General features: G+C 73.6%; 10 protein-coding genes. 5 read left to right on the top strand and 5 right to left on the bottom strand.

Going from position 1 to position 14,510, the window contains the following annotated elements:
* Positions 1-80: 80 nt before the first annotated feature.
* Positions 81-4,697, bottom strand: a complete 4,617-nt coding sequence (locus ABZ193_RS24125; RefSeq protein WP_354711535.1) for an ATP-dependent helicase — start codon at positions 4,695-4,697, stop codon at positions 81-83.
* A 112-nt stretch (positions 4,698-4,809) separates the two neighbouring features.
* Here ABZ193_RS24125 and ABZ193_RS24120 point away from each other — a divergent pair, with 112 nt between their 5' ends.
* A complete protein-coding gene (locus ABZ193_RS24120; protein WP_020419630.1) occupies positions 4,810-6,660 on the top strand; it encodes an Hsp70 family protein in 1,851 nt (616 codons plus the stop codon).
* Here the strand turns inward: ABZ193_RS24120 and ABZ193_RS24115 are convergent, their stop codons facing one another.
* A complete protein-coding gene (locus ABZ193_RS24115; RefSeq protein ID WP_020419629.1) occupies positions 6,661-6,786 on the bottom strand; it encodes a hypothetical protein in 126 nt (41 codons plus the stop codon).
* A 42-nt stretch (positions 6,787-6,828) separates the two neighbouring features.
* On the opposite strand from ABZ193_RS24115, the gene ABZ193_RS24110 reads away from it, so the two are divergent.
* The 3 genes from ABZ193_RS24110 (at position 6,829) to ABZ193_RS24100 (ending at position 8,808) form a co-directional block, all read left to right on the top strand.
* Positions 6,829-7,023: a DUF3046 domain-containing protein gene (locus ABZ193_RS24110; protein WP_017983957.1), complete on the top strand. Its 195-nt coding sequence runs from the start codon at positions 6,829-6,831 to the stop codon at positions 7,021-7,023.
* Positions 7,024-7,227: 204 nt separating this feature from the next.
* Positions 7,228-8,268 carry a recombinase RecA gene (gene recA, locus ABZ193_RS24105; protein WP_017983956.1) on the top strand — a complete coding sequence of 347 codons (1,041 nt, stop codon included), beginning with the start codon at positions 7,228-7,230 and terminating at the stop codon, positions 8,266-8,268.
* A gap of 3 nt (positions 8,269-8,271) precedes the next feature.
* The gene (locus tag ABZ193_RS24100) at positions 8,272-8,808 is read left to right on the top strand and encodes a regulatory protein RecX (RefSeq protein WP_020419628.1); all 537 of its coding nucleotides are present in this window, start codon (positions 8,272-8,274) and stop codon (positions 8,806-8,808) included.
* Between the two features lie 378 nt (positions 8,809-9,186).
* Here ABZ193_RS24100 and ABZ193_RS24095 read toward each other — a convergent pair whose 3' ends face one another.
* Positions 9,187-10,797 carry an ArsR family transcriptional regulator gene (locus ABZ193_RS24095; protein ID WP_354711534.1) on the bottom strand — a complete coding sequence of 537 codons (1,611 nt, stop codon included), beginning with the start codon at positions 10,795-10,797 and terminating at the stop codon, positions 9,187-9,189.
* Positions 10,798-10,863: 66 nt separating this feature from the next.
* Here ABZ193_RS24095 and ABZ193_RS24090 point away from each other — a divergent pair, with 66 nt between their 5' ends.
* Positions 10,864-12,006, top strand: a complete 1,143-nt coding sequence (locus ABZ193_RS24090; RefSeq protein WP_354711533.1) for an MFS transporter — start codon at positions 10,864-10,866, stop codon at positions 12,004-12,006.
* On the opposite strand, the gene ABZ193_RS24085 is transcribed toward ABZ193_RS24090, so the two are convergent.
* Both ABZ193_RS24085 and ABZ193_RS24080 read right to left on the bottom strand, forming a co-directional pair.
* Positions 11,995-13,068, bottom strand: coding sequence for a pyridoxal phosphate-dependent aminotransferase (locus ABZ193_RS24085; protein ID WP_354711532.1), 1,074 nt, complete (start codon positions 13,066-13,068; stop codon positions 11,995-11,997). The genes ABZ193_RS24090 and ABZ193_RS24085 overlap by 12 nt on opposite strands.
* Positions 12,986-14,503 carry a PLP-dependent aminotransferase family protein gene (locus tag ABZ193_RS24080; RefSeq protein WP_354711531.1) on the bottom strand — a complete coding sequence of 506 codons (1,518 nt, stop codon included), beginning with the start codon at positions 14,501-14,503 and terminating at the stop codon, positions 12,986-12,988. The genes ABZ193_RS24085 and ABZ193_RS24080 overlap by 83 nt, the downstream gene beginning before the upstream one ends.
* Between the last annotated feature and the right edge of the window lie 7 nt (positions 14,504-14,510).

Here is a 14,510-nt window from a genome sequence, read left to right as displayed (position 1 = left end):
AGGGTTGTCCTCTCACTCGTTCGGGTCACGAAAAGTAAATCGTGCTCGCCCGGAGTGAGCCAACGGAGGGTGACGTGATCTCAAGCTCGTAGCCGGAGCCCCTTCGGGGTGGCGCGGAAGCCCGCGTCCCGGAGGACGTCGGCCAGCGCGGAGGTCAGGGCCTGCTCGCCGTCCGCCCGCTGGACCGCCAGCTGCCCCAGCCAGCCCTCGCGGACGGCGCGGGACAGTGCGTGCGCGGCCGCCTTGAGCGTCGGCTCGTCCTCGGTGAACGACAGCAGCGACCGGCCGCCCCGTTCGACGTACAGCGCGGGCACGCCGTTGACCAGCACTACCAGCGCGCCTGCCTTGCGTGCCGGGCGGTGCTTGGTGTCGCCCAGCGCCGCGGGCCACGACAGCGCCGCACCGTACGGCTGGGCCGGGTCCGTCGCCGCCAGCACGACGGCGTCGGTCATCGCGTCCGGCCGCCGCGTGCCGCTCGGATCGGACATCGCCCGCAGCCGGTCGACCGCGCCACGCGCCGCGAACTGCGCCGCGCCCAGGCCTTCCACGACGTAGCCGCGGATCACCTGGCCCGAGTCCTCCATCGCCCGCAGCACCTTGTAGATCCCGGAAAACCCGCCGGTGACCCGCTCGGTCTCCAGCGCGCCCCGCGTCAGCACCCCGTGCCGCTCCAGGAACGCCTCCGTCCGCGCGTGCGTGCGCCGCGTCGGGTCGGACTCGCGGATCGGCGTGAGCGCCCACCGCCCGGCCACCGTCGGCGGCCCGGTGCGCGACGGCATCGCAGGCCGCCCCGCGCGCATCCGTCCGTACCTGCTGCGTGGCGTCGCCTGGCGGGGTTTGTGCGCCGCGCCCTTGCCCGACACCAGCGCCCGCAGGGGCGAGAGCGTGTCGCCGGTGACCGTGCCCGCCCACACCAGGTCCCACAGCGCGCCCACCACGTCGGCGTCGTTCGGCGCGCTGTCCAGCAGCGGCGTCACCCGGTCGACGAGCTGGCGGAAGAACAACGCGCCGCCGTCCAGCGCGGCGAGGATCGCCTCGTGCAGCGGGCTGGTTGGCGCCTCCTCGTCGGCCTCCGGCAGCAGCAGGTCGGCCACGTCGGCGGGCGCCAGCGACACCCACCCGTCGCCACCGGCCAGTGCCCCGGCGCCGCACCACACGACCTCGCCCGCGGTCATCAGCTCGTCCATCAGCGCCGGGTAGTACCCGGGCAGACGGCTCGGCAGGATCAGCGACTCCAGCGCGCTGGCCGGCAGCGGCGCCCCCGCCAGCTGCTCGACCACCGACAGCACGTCGTCGACGCTCGGCGCGGCCCGCATCCGCGCCCCGATGCCGTGCCAGGACGGCAGGAACCGGCCCAGCGCCGCGGGTTCCACGGGCTCGACCTCGGCCCGCAGCCGCGCCAGCGACGCCCGCCGCAACCGCCGCAGCACCGCCGCGTCGCAGTACTCGGTGCCCGCGCCGTGCGTTTCCGGATGCCCGACCGGCCGCAGCTCGCCGCGCACCAGGCGGCCCTCGGCGGTGAGCCGGTCGAGCACACCCGTCACCACCGCGGGCCCCAGCCCGAACCGCTCCGCGGCCTGGTGCGCGGAGAACGGCCCGCGGGACCGCGCGTACCGGGCCAGCAGATCGCCGAGCGGATCGGCGACCGGTTCGGTGAACGCCTCCGGCACCCCGATCGGCAGCGCCACGCCCAGCGCGTCCCGCACCCGGCCCGCGTCCTCGATCGACAGGTTGCGGTCCACGCCCGCGATGCGCACCCGGATGACCCGCCGCTGCGCGACCAGCTCGTCCAGCCACTCCCGCCGGACGCCGCGCGCCGCGGCCTCCTCGTCGGACAGATCACCCAGGAACCGCAACAGGTCCGCGGTCTCCTCGGCGTTGCGCGCGTGCCGGTCCGGCTCCAGCCGCTGCAACGAGCGCTCGACCTCGTCGACCACTTCGGCGTCGAGCAGCTCCCGGATCGCCTCGGTGCCCAGCAGTTCGGCCAGCAGCGTCGAGTCCAGCGACAGCGCCGCCGCCCGCCGCTCGGCCAGCGGCGCGTCCGTCTCGTACAGGAACATCCCGACGTAGCCGAACATCAGGCTGCGTGCGAACGGCGACGGCGACGGCGTCTCCACCTCGGCGACCTTCACGCGCCGCGCCCGCACGTCGGCCATCAGCTCACGCAAGCCACCGACGTCGTAGACGTCCTGCAGGCACTCCCGCATCGCCTCCAGCACCACCGGGAACCGCTCGTACTTCGCGGCCACCGACAGCAGTTGCGAGGCCCGCTGGCGCTGCTGCCACAACGGGGTGCGCCGCCGCGGATCGCGCCGGGGCAGCAGCAACGACCGCGCCGCGCACTCCCGGAACCGCGCGGCGAACAGGGCCGAGCCGCCGACCTCGGCGACGATGATCTGCTCGACCTCCTCCGGGTCGACCAGCACGTCGTCGGTGCCGATCGTGACCTCGGCGCCGTCGCTGTCCAGCGCTTCCGGCAGGCGCAGCACGATGCCGTCGTCGGAGTGCATCACCTGGGCGTCCACCCCGCGCTGCTCCCGCAGCCGGGCCGCGATCGCCAGCGCCCACGGCGCGTTGACCTGCGCGCCGAACGGCGAGTGCAGCACCACCCGCCAGTCGCCCAGCTCGTCGCGGAAGCGTTCGAGCAGGATCGTGCGGTCGTTGGGCACGTGCCGCGTCGCCGCCTTCTGCTCGGTCAGGTAGGTCAGGAGGTTGTCGCACGCCAGCTCGTCCAGACCCGCCTGCCGGGCCCGCTCGCGAGCCTTCTCGTCGTCCGAACTGGACAGTTCGCGGACGAACGCGCCCAGCGCGCGGCCGAGTTCGAGCGGCCGTCCCGGCGCGTCGCCCTTCCAGAAGGGCATCCGCGCCGGCTCACCCGGCGCGGGCACCACGATGACCCGGTCGTGCGTGATGTCGGTGATCCGCCACGACGACGTGCCCAGCAGGATCGTGTCGCCCACCCGCGACTCGTAGACCATCTCCTCGTCGAGCTCGCCGACCCGCGAGCCGGGGCTGCCGTCGCCGCCCGGCGTCATCACGGTGAACAGCCCGCGGTCGGGGATCGTGCCGCCGGAGGTGACCGCGAGCCGCTGCGACCCCGGCCGCCCGCGCAGCTCACCCGACACCCGGTCCCACGTGATGCGCGGGCGCAGCTCGCCGAACTCCTCGCTGGGGTAGCGCCCGGCCAGCATGTCCAGCACCGCCAGCAGCGCGTCGTCCGGCAGCGCGGTGAACGGCGCGGCCCGCCGCACCGTCGCCGCGAGGTCCTCGACCGACCACGGCTCCAGCGCCACCATCGACACGATGTGCTGCGCCAGCACGTCCAGCGGGTTGCGCGGGTAGCGCACCGCCTCGATCGCGCCCGCCGTCATCCGCTCCGACACCACCGCGCAGGACACCAGGTCGCCGCGGAACTTCGGGAACATCACGCCGGTGGACACCGCGCCCACGTGGTGGCCGGCGCGGCCGACGCGCTGCAGCCCGGACGCGACCGTCGGCGGCGCCTCGATCTGCACCACCAGGTCGACCGCGCCCATGTCGATGCCCAGCTCCAGCGACGACGTGGCGACCACGCACGGCAGCAGCCCGGACTTCAGCTCCTCCTCGACCCGGGTGCGCTGCTCGCGCGACATCGAGCCGTGGTGAGCCTTCGCGACCGTCGGCGCCGCGCCCGTGGTGAGCCCGGACTCGCCGATGGCCTCGGCGGGGAACCGCTGGTCGGCGGCCAGTTCCGTCTGCTCGGCGGCCAGCTCGTTGAGCCGCGCCGTCATCCGCTCCGCCAGCCGCCGCGAGTTGGCGAACACGATGGTCGACCGGTGCTGCCGGATCAGCTCCAGCACCCGCTGCTCCACCGACGGCCAGATCGACGGCCTGCGCACCGCGGCCGGCTCGTCCGGCGGGCCGTCGTCCGGCAGCATCGCGTCCAGCCGCTCCAGCGGGCTCGGCGCGGGCGCGTCCAGGTTCGCCATGTCCTCGACCGGGACCTCGACCCGCACCTCGATGGTCTTCGCCGTCTTCGGCTGCACCACCCGCACCGGACGGCCGCCGGTGAGGAACGAGCCGACCTCGTCGATCGGGCGCACGGTCGCGGACAGGCCGATGCGCTGCGCCGGCTTCGGCAGCAGCGCGTCCAGCCGCTCCAGCGACAGCGCCAGGTGCGCGCCGCGCTTGCCGCCGGCCACCGCGTGCACCTCGTCCAGGATCACCGTCTCGACGCCGCGCAGCGACTCGCGCGCCGACGAGGTGAGGATGAGGAACAGCGACTCCGGCGTGGTGACCAGGATGTCCGGCGGGGTCTTGAGGAACGTGCGGCGCTCGGCCGCGGACGTGTCGCCGGTGCGCATGCCCACCGTGATCTCCGGCGGCGTCTGCCCCAGCCGGTGGCTGGCCTGCCGGATGCCCGCCAGCGGCGCCCGCAGGTTGCGCTGCACGTCGACCGCCAGCGCCTTCAGCGGCGAGACGTAGAGCACCCGGCAGCGGCGCTGGGCGTCCGCCGCCGGTGGTCCGGCCGCCAGCCGGTCCAGCGCCCAGAGGAACGCCGCCAGCGTCTTGCCCGAACCGGTCGGCGCCACGACCAGCGCGTGCTCACCCGCCTGCGCCGCGCGCCACGCACCCGCCTGCGCCTCGGTGGGCGCGGCGAAGGCACCCGCGAACCAGCCGCGGGTGGCGGGCGAGAACAGGTCGAGCACGTCGGTCACGCATCCATCATGACCGGGGGGTACGACAATTTCTCGCGGGTGCCGCACGCGCGGTCCCGGGCAGCGTGGCAGCATCACGTCCTGGCCTGGGTGGATCGTGAGGGGAAGAGCTGTGCGCATCCTGTCGGTGGATCTCGGTACGTCCAACACCGTGGCGGTGCTGTCCGCGCACGGGCGGCCACCGCGCGTGGTCGAGGTGGACGGCTCGGCCACCATGCCGTCCGCGGTGTTCGCCGAGGAGGGCGGCACCCTCGTGGTCGGCCGCGACGCCGAGCGCCGGGCCCGCCTGGACCCCACCCGCTTCGAGCCCAACCCCAAGCGCCGCGTGGACGAGCAGACGCTGCTGCTCGGCCAGGACGTCGTGCCGGTCAACGAGGCGCTGGCCGCGGTGCTGCGCCGCGTGCTAGACGAGACCACCCGCCAGCTCGGCGGCGACCTGCCCGACGAGGTCCGCCTCACCCACCCGGCGCAGTGGGGACCGACCCGGCGCAACGTGCTGCTGTCCGCGGCGCGGCTGGCCGGCCTGACCGGCCCGCTGCTGCTCGTGCCCGAGCCGGTCGCCGCGGCCGCGCACTTCGCGTCCTTCCCCGGCCGCTCGCCCGCGCCCGGCCAGGCGCTCGCGGTGTACGACCTGGGCGCGGGCACGTTCGACGTCGCGGTCGTCGGCGCCACCCAGAACGGGTTCACCGTGCTGGCCGAGGACGGCCTGCCCGACCTCGGCGGGCTCGACGTCGACCAGGCGCTGATGGTGCACGTCGGCCGCGAGGTCTCGCACTCGGACCCGCAGCGCTGGCAGCGGCTGCTGCGCCCGGAGTCCACCGCGGACCGGCGTACCCGGCGCGCGCTGCAGGAGGACGTCAAGGCCGCCAAGGAGGCGCTGTCCCGGCTGCCGCAGACCGAGGTGCCGATGCCCGAGCCGTTCAACGACGTCCTGGTGACGCGTGGCGAGCTGGAGGCGCTGGTGCGCCCGGCCCTGCTGCGCAGCGTCGAGCTGCTGGGCCGCACGGTCGCCGCCGCCGGGCTGTCCCCGGACCGGCTGGCCGGCATCTACCTCGTCGGCGGGTCGAGCAGGCTGCCGCTGGTCGGGTCGATGATCGCGGAGAAGCTCGGCATCGTGCCCACCAGCCTGGACCAGCCGGAGACCGCGGTCGCGCTGGGCGCGCACCACGTGGCCCGCGACGGCATCAGCATGCGCACGCAGAACGTCGAGGGGCAGGTCGCCGCCACCGGGACGCCCCCGGGGTTCCCGCCGCCCCCGGTCGCGACCGTGCCGGGCACCCCGCCGGGGGGCTACCCTGGCGCGTCGCCGTACCCGCAGGCCGGGTACCAGCCGGCGCCGTCGAACTTCCCCAGCATGCCCCCGGCCGCGCCGCCGAAGAAGGACCGGAAGAAGCTGGTCGCCGGCGTCGCCGCGGTCGTCGTGGTGGTGCTGGCCGCCGTCGCCACCTACCTGTTCTGGCCGTCGTCCAGCTCGTCGGCGACCACGTTCAGCGCCGCCGAGTGCCAGCAGCCCGGCGCCGCCGACCCGTCCGGCTTCACCGGCTGCCTGCGCCAGCTGGCCGGGACGATCGCCGACGGCCAGTGCGCGCCGGGCGCGGGCACCGGCGACATCGCCCCGCCGGAGAACGAGAACATCGGCGTGCTGACCACCTGCTCGGCGCCCGCGCTGGCCGGGGCGCAGGTGACCTACCTGCACGGGGTGTCCGCGGCGAAGGTGAAGGAGTACACCGACCGGCTGCTCGGCGCGGTCGGCGGCAACCAGGTGCGGGCCGGGTGGAAGGGCAACGGCCTGGACGGCAGCTACTCGTCGGCGTCCGCGCGGAGCTCGGCGGTGCTGGTGTTCACGGTCGCCGACCGGCCGCTGGCCGGGGTGGTCTACCAGAAGGCGGGCACCGGGCAGGCGCCGCTCTCGGCCGGCGACCTGGCCACCTACTTCGAGCAGCACGTGCAGCCCGGGGAGTAGCTACTTCCGGTTGCGCATGTTCCACAGCGCCCGCAGCGCCACGACAAGGGCGGCGACCAGGACGGCCGCCGAGGCCACGGTCATCGCGGTGGGGCCCCAGGACGGCATCTCCTGCGCGGAGGTCATGCGGACACGGTACCCGGCGCGCCGGTCGCTACCCTGGGTTCGATGCGCATCACCGTGTTCCGCCAGCTGATGGCCGACGAGTTCGGGCCCGGCAGGGCGGAGATCCTGGCGAAGGACCACGTCTTCAGCGGCCTCGGCGGCCGCACCGTCGAGCAGGCGCTGGCCGAGGGCACCCCGGCGAAGGAGATCTGGCGGGCGGTGTGCGCGGAGTTCGACGTCCCGCCGGAGCGCCGGTGACCGATTCCCGGAAAATCCGCGCTCGCGGGTGTGTCGCTCTTGCCTCGAACACGTGTTCGGCTATTGTGTTGTCCACATCGGGGTCAACGATCCACAGCCTCGTCTCGGCGCCCGGAATTGTCGGACCCCGCCCGTAGTCTCGGGCCACAGCGAAAACAAACTCGAACACCAGCCCCACAGGCTCTGACGACGAGGTGGATTTCCATGCCAGCAGCACCCGACAAGGACAAGGCGCTCGAGCTCGCCCTGGCCCAGATCGACAAGCAGTACGGCAAGGGCTCCGTCATGCGGCTGGGCGAGGAGACCCGCCCGCCCATCGGCGTGATCCCGACCGGCGCCATCGCGCTCGACATCGCACTCGGCATCGGCGGCCTGCCGCGCGGCCGGGTCATCGAGATCTACGGCCCGGAGTCCTCCGGTAAGACGACGGTCGCGCTGCACGCGGTCGCCAACGCCCAGAAGGCGGGCGGGATCGCCGCGTTCATCGACGCCGAGCACGCGCTCGACCCGGAGTACGCCAAGGCGCTCGGGGTGGACACCGACGCGCTGCTGGTGTCCCAGCCGGACACCGGCGAGCAGGCGCTGGAGATCGCGGACATGCTGATCCGCTCCGGCGCGCTCGACATCCTGGTCATCGACTCGGTGGCCGCGCTCGTGCCGCGCGCCGAGATCGAGGGCGAGATGGGTGACTCGCACGTCGGTCTGCAGGCCCGGCTGATGAGCCAGGCGCTGCGGAAGATCACCGGTGCGCTGTCCAACTCCGGCACCACGGCGATCTTCATCAACCAGCTGCGTGAGAAGGTCGGCGTCATGTTCGGCTCGCCGGAGACCACCACCGGTGGCAAGGCGCTGAAGTTCTACGCCTCCGTCCGGCTCGACGTGCGCCGCATCGAGACGCTCAAGGACAGCGGCGAGGCGGTCGGCAACCGCACCCGCGTGAAGGTCGTGAAGAACAAGGTCGCGCCGCCGTTCAAGCAGGCCGAGTTCGACATCCTGTACGGCGTCGGCGTGTCCCGCGAGGGCTCGCTGATCGACATGGGTGTCGACCAGGGCATCCTGCGCAAGTCCGGCGCCTGGTACACGTACGAGGGCGACCAGCTCGGTCAGGGCAAGGAGAACGCGCGGAAGTTCCTGCGCGACAACCCGGACATCGCCAACGAGATCGAGAAGCGCATCAAGGAGAAGCTCGGCATCGGGCCACAGGTCGACGCCGAGGCGGCCGAGCCCGCCCCGGTCGACTTCTGATCGATGCCCAGGTTCGACCCGAAGGAGCTGTCCCGGGACGAGGCGTGGAAGAAGGCCAAGGAGGTCTGCTTCGACCTCCTGGCCATCCGCGCCCGCACCAAGGACGAGCTGCGTCAGGCGTTGCGGCGCAAGGGTTTCGACGACGAGATCCGTGAGCAGCTGCTCGGCAAGCTGGACGACGCCGGCCTGATCGACGACGCCGCGTTCGCCGAGCAGTGGGTGCGTTCGCGCCACGCCTACCAGGGCCTGGCGCGCACCGCGCTGGTCGCCGAGCTGAAGCGCAAGGGCGTCGACGCGGAGGTGGCGGCCCAGGCGGCGGGCGAGATCGACCGCGAGTCGGAGGAGCAGCGGGCGCGCGAGCTGGTGCGCAAGCGCCTCCGCACGATGACGACGCTGGACGAGCAGACCGCGACGCGCAGGCTGCTCGGCACGCTCGCCCGGAAGGGCTACCCGCAGGGCCTGGCGTACACCGTGGTGCGCGACGAGCTCCGCAACGCCGGCGCGGACGCCACCCCCCTGGACGACGCGACACTGGACTGAGCCCAGCGCTGTCTTGGTATCCACGACTGAGCCCACCGCAGATTCCCGCGGTGGGCTTTGTCGTGGGTGCGCTGTGTGTGGGACGGCAGCGGCCGGCTGCGATGCGGCTGGCGTGTGCTGGTCACTGCCGCGGTCGTGGGTCGAGCCCTGCCGCCCCATTGCACAGGAGTACGGGTAGGCAAGGCCCAGGGCGGTCGAGTGACTGATCGACCCGGCCTCGCCCTCTTCACAATCCGGGGCAACCAGCGAACGGCGGTCCCACGGCCCGCCGCATGGCGGGCTGTTCTCCACGAGAATGACTTTTCGTGAGGTCCCTGTGGACAACTCACGCCACGAAATGCGTTCCTGACAGCCGTACGAAATGGCGACTTCGCGCGCTCACCGCTGGTTCTCTCGCCCACCCGCGACACGGATCAGTGCCTCGCCGAGGGGCGTGATCACGTACAGGACACTGCGACCGGACCGCTCCCGCGTCACGAGACCGTTCTCGCGCAGGATGCGGAGGTGCTGGGACACCGCACTGGGCGTCACAGCGAGCGCGCGGGCCAGATCGGTGGTCGTCGCGGGTGAGTGGAGTGCCGTCAGCAGTTCGGCGCGGGCGCGGCCGAGCAACCGCACCGCGCTGGCCGACGGTGGCCGCGCCGCCCAGAGAATGTCGGCCTCACGTGCCGACCCGCGAACGCCTGCTACCCCCGATGCTGCGCCCCGGCCGGCTGGTGGCTCGGAGCGGTGCGCTGAATTGCGAATGCCCGCCACCCGCGACGCGGCTTGCCTCCCGGGCTGTCGCGCGGACAGGTCCGCCGACCCGCGGTCGTTCCCTGCCTGCGGCGCGGCTTGGCTGGCCGGTTGGGATGTGGGCTGGTCTGCCGTGCTGCGGCCAGTCACCGCTTGCGGTGCAGTGTGGGGCTGATCTGCCGGGGCCTGGATAGTCGCCGCCGGTGGTGCGGCTCGCTTGGCGGGCTGGGGTGTGGGTTGGTCTGGCGCGTTGGGGACCGTCGCCGGTGGTGGTGCGGTGTGGCGGGCCGGCTGGGGTGCGGGCTGGTCTGCCGAACCGCGGACAGTCGTTGCCGGTGGTGCGGTGCCTCCCGCCGGCTGCGGCGCGGCTCGCTCCGCTGAACCAGTCGCCTCCGGCGCGGCGTGGTTCGCCGGTCCGAGCGCGGATCGGCCAGCCGCACCGCGCCCGGGAGCAGCCAGCGGCCCGGCTCCCCTCTGCGCGGACCGGCGAGCCGGGGCGCGAACAGGGGGCACCGGCGCCATCGCCGCGGACCAGAGGGCCCCCACTCCACGCGCCGGGTAGCGGATCGTCGTCTGGGTTGTCGTGTGGCGCTTGATCATCACGTGCGCCGGGGCGAGTGCGACGGGCATCAGCACCAGCCCGCCCGGCCCCAGCTCGACCGCCCGGTCCGCACCAGCCAGCACCAGCCGGCCCGCGCGCCAGCTCAGGTCCGGGTGCAGCCCGCCGAACAGCCGCGCCGCCCCACCCGTTGCGAGCTGCCGCGCGCGGTACGCCACGTCCGCCTCGAGGACCGCCCGGATCCGCGGCCAGTGCGGCTCGATCAGCCGTGCATACGCCGCCCGCAGCTCCTCCGTGATCGCTTCCAGGCCCGCACTCGGGCGCGCAGCCAAAGCGGCCACACCGTCCGGAAGATCAGCACCGAAAACGCGGCCCAGGCTCGCGCGCACCTGGCCGGCCGTGGTCCGCCGCACCACCGCCAGATCGTCCTCGAGCGACGGACCCGCTCCGCGCGGCGCCGGGATCAGGAACGACGGCCAGCTCGCCCGGTCACCGGCGATCAACGGCCACAACCCCGGCAGGTCCAGCGCCTCCCGCGCGAGTTCGGCCTCCGCCCACCGCACCCACGGCAGGTGCACCGCCCGCCGCACGTGCCCCGCCAGCTGCTGCAACCCCGCGACCGTCTCCGACAGCGGCGAGATCGCGAACCGCGTCGCCGCCAGCTCGGACACGTCCAGTTCGACCGTCAGGGGCATGATCCGAGTATGTAGCCCACCGCTCAACGGTGCCGCACTGCGACCCGGGCCCGACACCCTCACCGCATGACCGGTACCTACTGGCGGCTGTGGTGGGCATCGGCCGTCGACGCCCTCGGCGACGGCGCGTTCACGGCGGCGATCCCCCTGCTGGCCACCACGCTGACACCCGACCCGCGGCTGATCGCGGTCCTGTCCGCCGTGACCTACCTGCCGTGGCTGCTGCTGTCCCTCCCGGCCGGCGCGCTCGTCGACCGCTGCGACCGGGCCACCCTGATGTGGCGCACCCAGACCGTGCAGGCGCTGCTGACCGGCACCGCCGCTGTCCTCGCCGCACTGCACGCACTGACCCTGCCCGCACTGGCGACGATCGCCTTCGGCCTGGGCGCGTGCGAGGTCCTCTTCGGCAACGCGACACAGGCGATCCTGCCCGACCTCGTCGCGAAACCGTTGCTGCCCAAGGCGAACGGCTACCAGCAGGCGATCACGACCACCGGCCAGCAGTTCGCCGGGCCACCCCTGGGCAGTCTCCTCTTCGCCGTCTCCGCCGCGCTGCCCCTCACTCTCGACGCCGTGACATTCGCCGTCTCCGCCGCGCTCCTCGCCACGCTGCCCCGCCAACGACCCGCCGCGCACACCGGCTCGATGGTCACCGGAGGGCTGCGCTGGCTGCTCCGGCACAAGCTGCTCCGCACCCTCGCCGCGCTGCTGGCCGTCAACACCTTCTGCGCGCAACTCGGCAACGCCACCCTCGTCCTGCTCGCCACGCAGACGTTGCACCTGAGCACCGGCGGCTACGGCCTGCTTCTCACCGGCGCCGCCGTCGGCAGCCTCCTCGCCGGGGTGCTCGACATCCCCGCCGGCCTCGGCGCCCGGCGCACCCTGCGCCTCGCGCTGGTGGCGAACTCCGTGATCTTCGTGGCCATCGGCCTCAGCCCAACCGCGCTGGTGCTGGCTCTCCTGCTGGCCGCCAACGGGTTCGTCACCACCCTCTGGAACATCGTCACCGTCAGCCTCCGGCAGCAGCTCGTCCCGGCCGGGATCCTCGGCCGGGTCAACAGCGTCTACCGGATGCTCGGCTGGGGGCTCATGCCGTTCGGCGCGCTCACCGGCGGGCTCGTCGCGCACCTCTTCGGTCTCCGCGCGCCCTATCCGATCGCGGGGCTGCTGCGAGGCCTCGGCCTGCTGGCCTTCTGGTCAGGGCTGTAGCGCCTGGCTCATCAGCTCCAGCGCTTCGCGCAGGCGCTCGACCGGTTCGTGGGCGAAGCCGAGCCGGAAGACGGCCGGGTCGTCGCCGAACCAGTCGCCTGGGGAGACTGCCACCCCGGCCGTCGCCAGGTGTTCGTAGAACTCGGGTGCGCCGGAATCCACGCGCAGGCAACAGAAAGCTCCCGCGTCGGGGCGGAGCCAGGTCACCCGGCCGTTCTGCCGCGGCACCCAGGCGGCCACCTCGGCGAGCCCGGCGCGCATCCGTGCCCGCTTCCCGGCCAGCACCTCGTCCGCGCGCCGCAACAGTTCCAGCGCCAGGAACTCGTCCAGCGTGCCGCACGACACCGAGCTCGTGAACTTCGTCCGGCGCAGCTCCTCGTACCACGCGGGGTCCCGCGTGGTGAGCCAGCCGATCCGCAGCCCCGGCGCGCCGTGCGCCTTCGAGAACGACCCGCACGTCAGCACCCGCGGCGAAACCGAGGCGAACGACTCGATCTCCGCATACGCCGCCTCCCGGTACGTCTCGTCGACCAGCACCACCGCCTCCGGGCACACCTCGGCCGTCGCGGACAACACCGCGTCGATCTCGTCCCTGGTGAACGCCACCCCGGCCGGGTTCTGCGGCGTCGCCAGCATCACCAGCCGCGTTCGCGCGGTCAGCGCCGCCCGCAGCGCCGCCACATCCAGGCGGTACCCGGTCTCGAACCGCAGCCGCACCGTCCGCACCCGTTCCGCGAGCCCCCGCGCCAGCCCGAGCATCGGCGGGTACCCGGGCTGCACCACCACGACCTCCCCGTCGGCGACCAGCCCGACGAGGAACAACGCGGCTCCGGCGCCCGCCGTGATCAGCACCTCGTCCGCGGACACCCCGAGCCGCGCGCCCAGCAGCGCCCGCAACTCCTCGTCACCGGCGGAAGTGCCGTACCCGAGCGGGAACTTCGTCAGCCTGCCGACATCGACCAGCTCGGCGACCGTCAGGTCACCGCAGGTGCTCTCGGCCAGGTCGTACCGGGGACTCTCGTCCAGCAGACTCGTCATCGCGCTCGGCGGGAAACGTCGCATGCCGATCACCCTCGCCGGTCGCGGCCGCGCCGGACAGGGCCAATCCCGCGTCATTGGCTCCCGGATAGTCGTCCCACGCCTTCCGCAACCGCCGCACCGCCTCGGACAACGCCTCCGGCGGCAGGGTGAACGGCACTCGGATGTGCTCGCCGCTGGACTCGTGCGCGGCCAGCGACGTGCCCTCCAGCAACGCCACGCCGTACCGCAACGCGAACTGCGCGAACCGCCGCGAATCGGCCCCAGGCAACCGGATCCACAGCGTCTGGCCACCCGGTGGCGTCCGGAACTCCCACGACGGCAACGCCGCCCGCAGGTCCCGCACCACCTGGTCCCGCCGCGCGCGCAGTTCCGCCTGCCGCTCCGCCCGCAACCGTCCCAACCGCGCGAACAATGCGACCCCGATCGCCTGCGCGACGACGTCCGTCCCGAGGTCGGCGACCGCCTTGAGCCGCGCCAGGTCGGCCGCGGTCCGCGGATCGGCCCGGACCCAGCCGATCCGCACCCCGCCCCAGATCAGCTTGCTCAGCGACCCCACGCTGATCACCCCGCTCCCGTGCCGGGCGAGCGGCGCCGGCCGTGGACCGTCGAGCGTGAGGTCGGCGAGCACGTGGTCGTCGACCAGCGGCACCCCGTGCGACTCGCACAGCGCCACCACCCGCCGCGCCGCGTGCGGCGGCAGCACCGAGCCGGTCGGGTTCTGGAACGCCGGCACCAGGTACACCAGTTTCGCCCCGCCGACGACCTCCGCGAGGTGCGGCACCGACACCCCGTCGGCGGTCAGCGGCACCCCGAGGATGCGCGCCCCGCCGCCGCGGAACGCGTCCAGCGCGCCCGGGTACGTCAGCTCCTCGGCGGCCACCGCGTCGCCGGGCCGCAGGAACAGCTGCGCCAACAACGAAATCGCCTGCTGCGCGCCCGAGGTGACGACGATCTGCGCGGGATCGGTGGGCACACCCTGCGCGGCGTAGTGGTCCGCGATCGCCTGCCGCAGCGCCGGGATGCCGGACGGGTGGTAGCCGATGCCGAAGTCGCCCACCGCGGCCTCGGCGACGACCTCGGCGAGGTACGCGGGCTGCGGCGGCGCGGCGCAGGTGAGGTCGATCAGGTCCGGCACCGGGTCGAGCAGGTGCAGGAACATCGGGTTGAACTCGGCGACCACCCCGCGCCCGGGCCGCGGCGGCCGTCGCACGAACGTGCCGCTGCCGCGGCGGCGCTCGACCAGCCCGCGGTCACGCAGCACGTCGTAGGCGGCGACCGCGGTGTTGCGGCTGACCGCCAGCTCCGCGGCCAGCGCGCGCTCGGTCGGCAGACGGCCGTCGGCCGGGATCTCACCCCGCTCGACCAGCCCCTCCAGGCGCGCGGCCAGCTTCAGGTAGAGCGGCTCGCTGCCGCTGGACCACCGGCCGAGCAGCTCCGCGAGTCGGCCAGCGTGCATCCCGTCC

Origin of the sequence: Amycolatopsis sp. NPDC006125 (assembly GCF_040614195.1) — a bacterium.
Classification (GTDB): domain Bacteria; phylum Actinomycetota; class Actinomycetes; order Mycobacteriales; family Pseudonocardiaceae; genus Amycolatopsis_E; species Amycolatopsis_E tucumanensis.
Note: the sequence above shows the minus strand (reverse complement) of the source record. Positions and strands in the feature narration are given on the sequence as shown.

Excerpts from the sequence above, each read along its gene's own strand:
- ABZ193_RS24085 (WP_354711532.1), bottom strand. The coding sequence starts at position 13,068 with ATGCGACGTTTCCCGCCGAGCGCGATGACGAGTCTGCTGGACGAGAGT.
- ABZ193_RS24115 (WP_020419629.1), bottom strand. The coding sequence starts at position 6,786 with ATGACCTCCGCGCAGGAGATGCCGTCCTGGGGCCCCACCGCGATGACC.
- ABZ193_RS24080 (WP_354711531.1), bottom strand. The coding sequence starts at position 14,503 with ATGCACGCTGGCCGACTCGCGGAGCTGCTCGGCCGGTGGTCCAGCGGC.
- ABZ193_RS24095 (WP_354711534.1), bottom strand. The coding sequence starts at position 10,797 with ATGCCCCTGACGGTCGAACTGGACGTGTCCGAGCTGGCGGCGACGCGG.
- ABZ193_RS24110 (WP_017983957.1), top strand. The coding sequence starts at position 6,829 with ATGCGCATCACCGTGTTCCGCCAGCTGATGGCCGACGAGTTCGGGCCC.
- recA (WP_017983956.1), top strand. The coding sequence starts at position 7,228 with ATGCCAGCAGCACCCGACAAGGACAAGGCGCTCGAGCTCGCCCTGGCC.
- ABZ193_RS24100 (WP_020419628.1), top strand. The coding sequence starts at position 8,272 with ATGCCCAGGTTCGACCCGAAGGAGCTGTCCCGGGACGAGGCGTGGAAG.
- ABZ193_RS24090 (WP_354711533.1), top strand. The coding sequence starts at position 10,864 with ATGACCGGTACCTACTGGCGGCTGTGGTGGGCATCGGCCGTCGACGCC.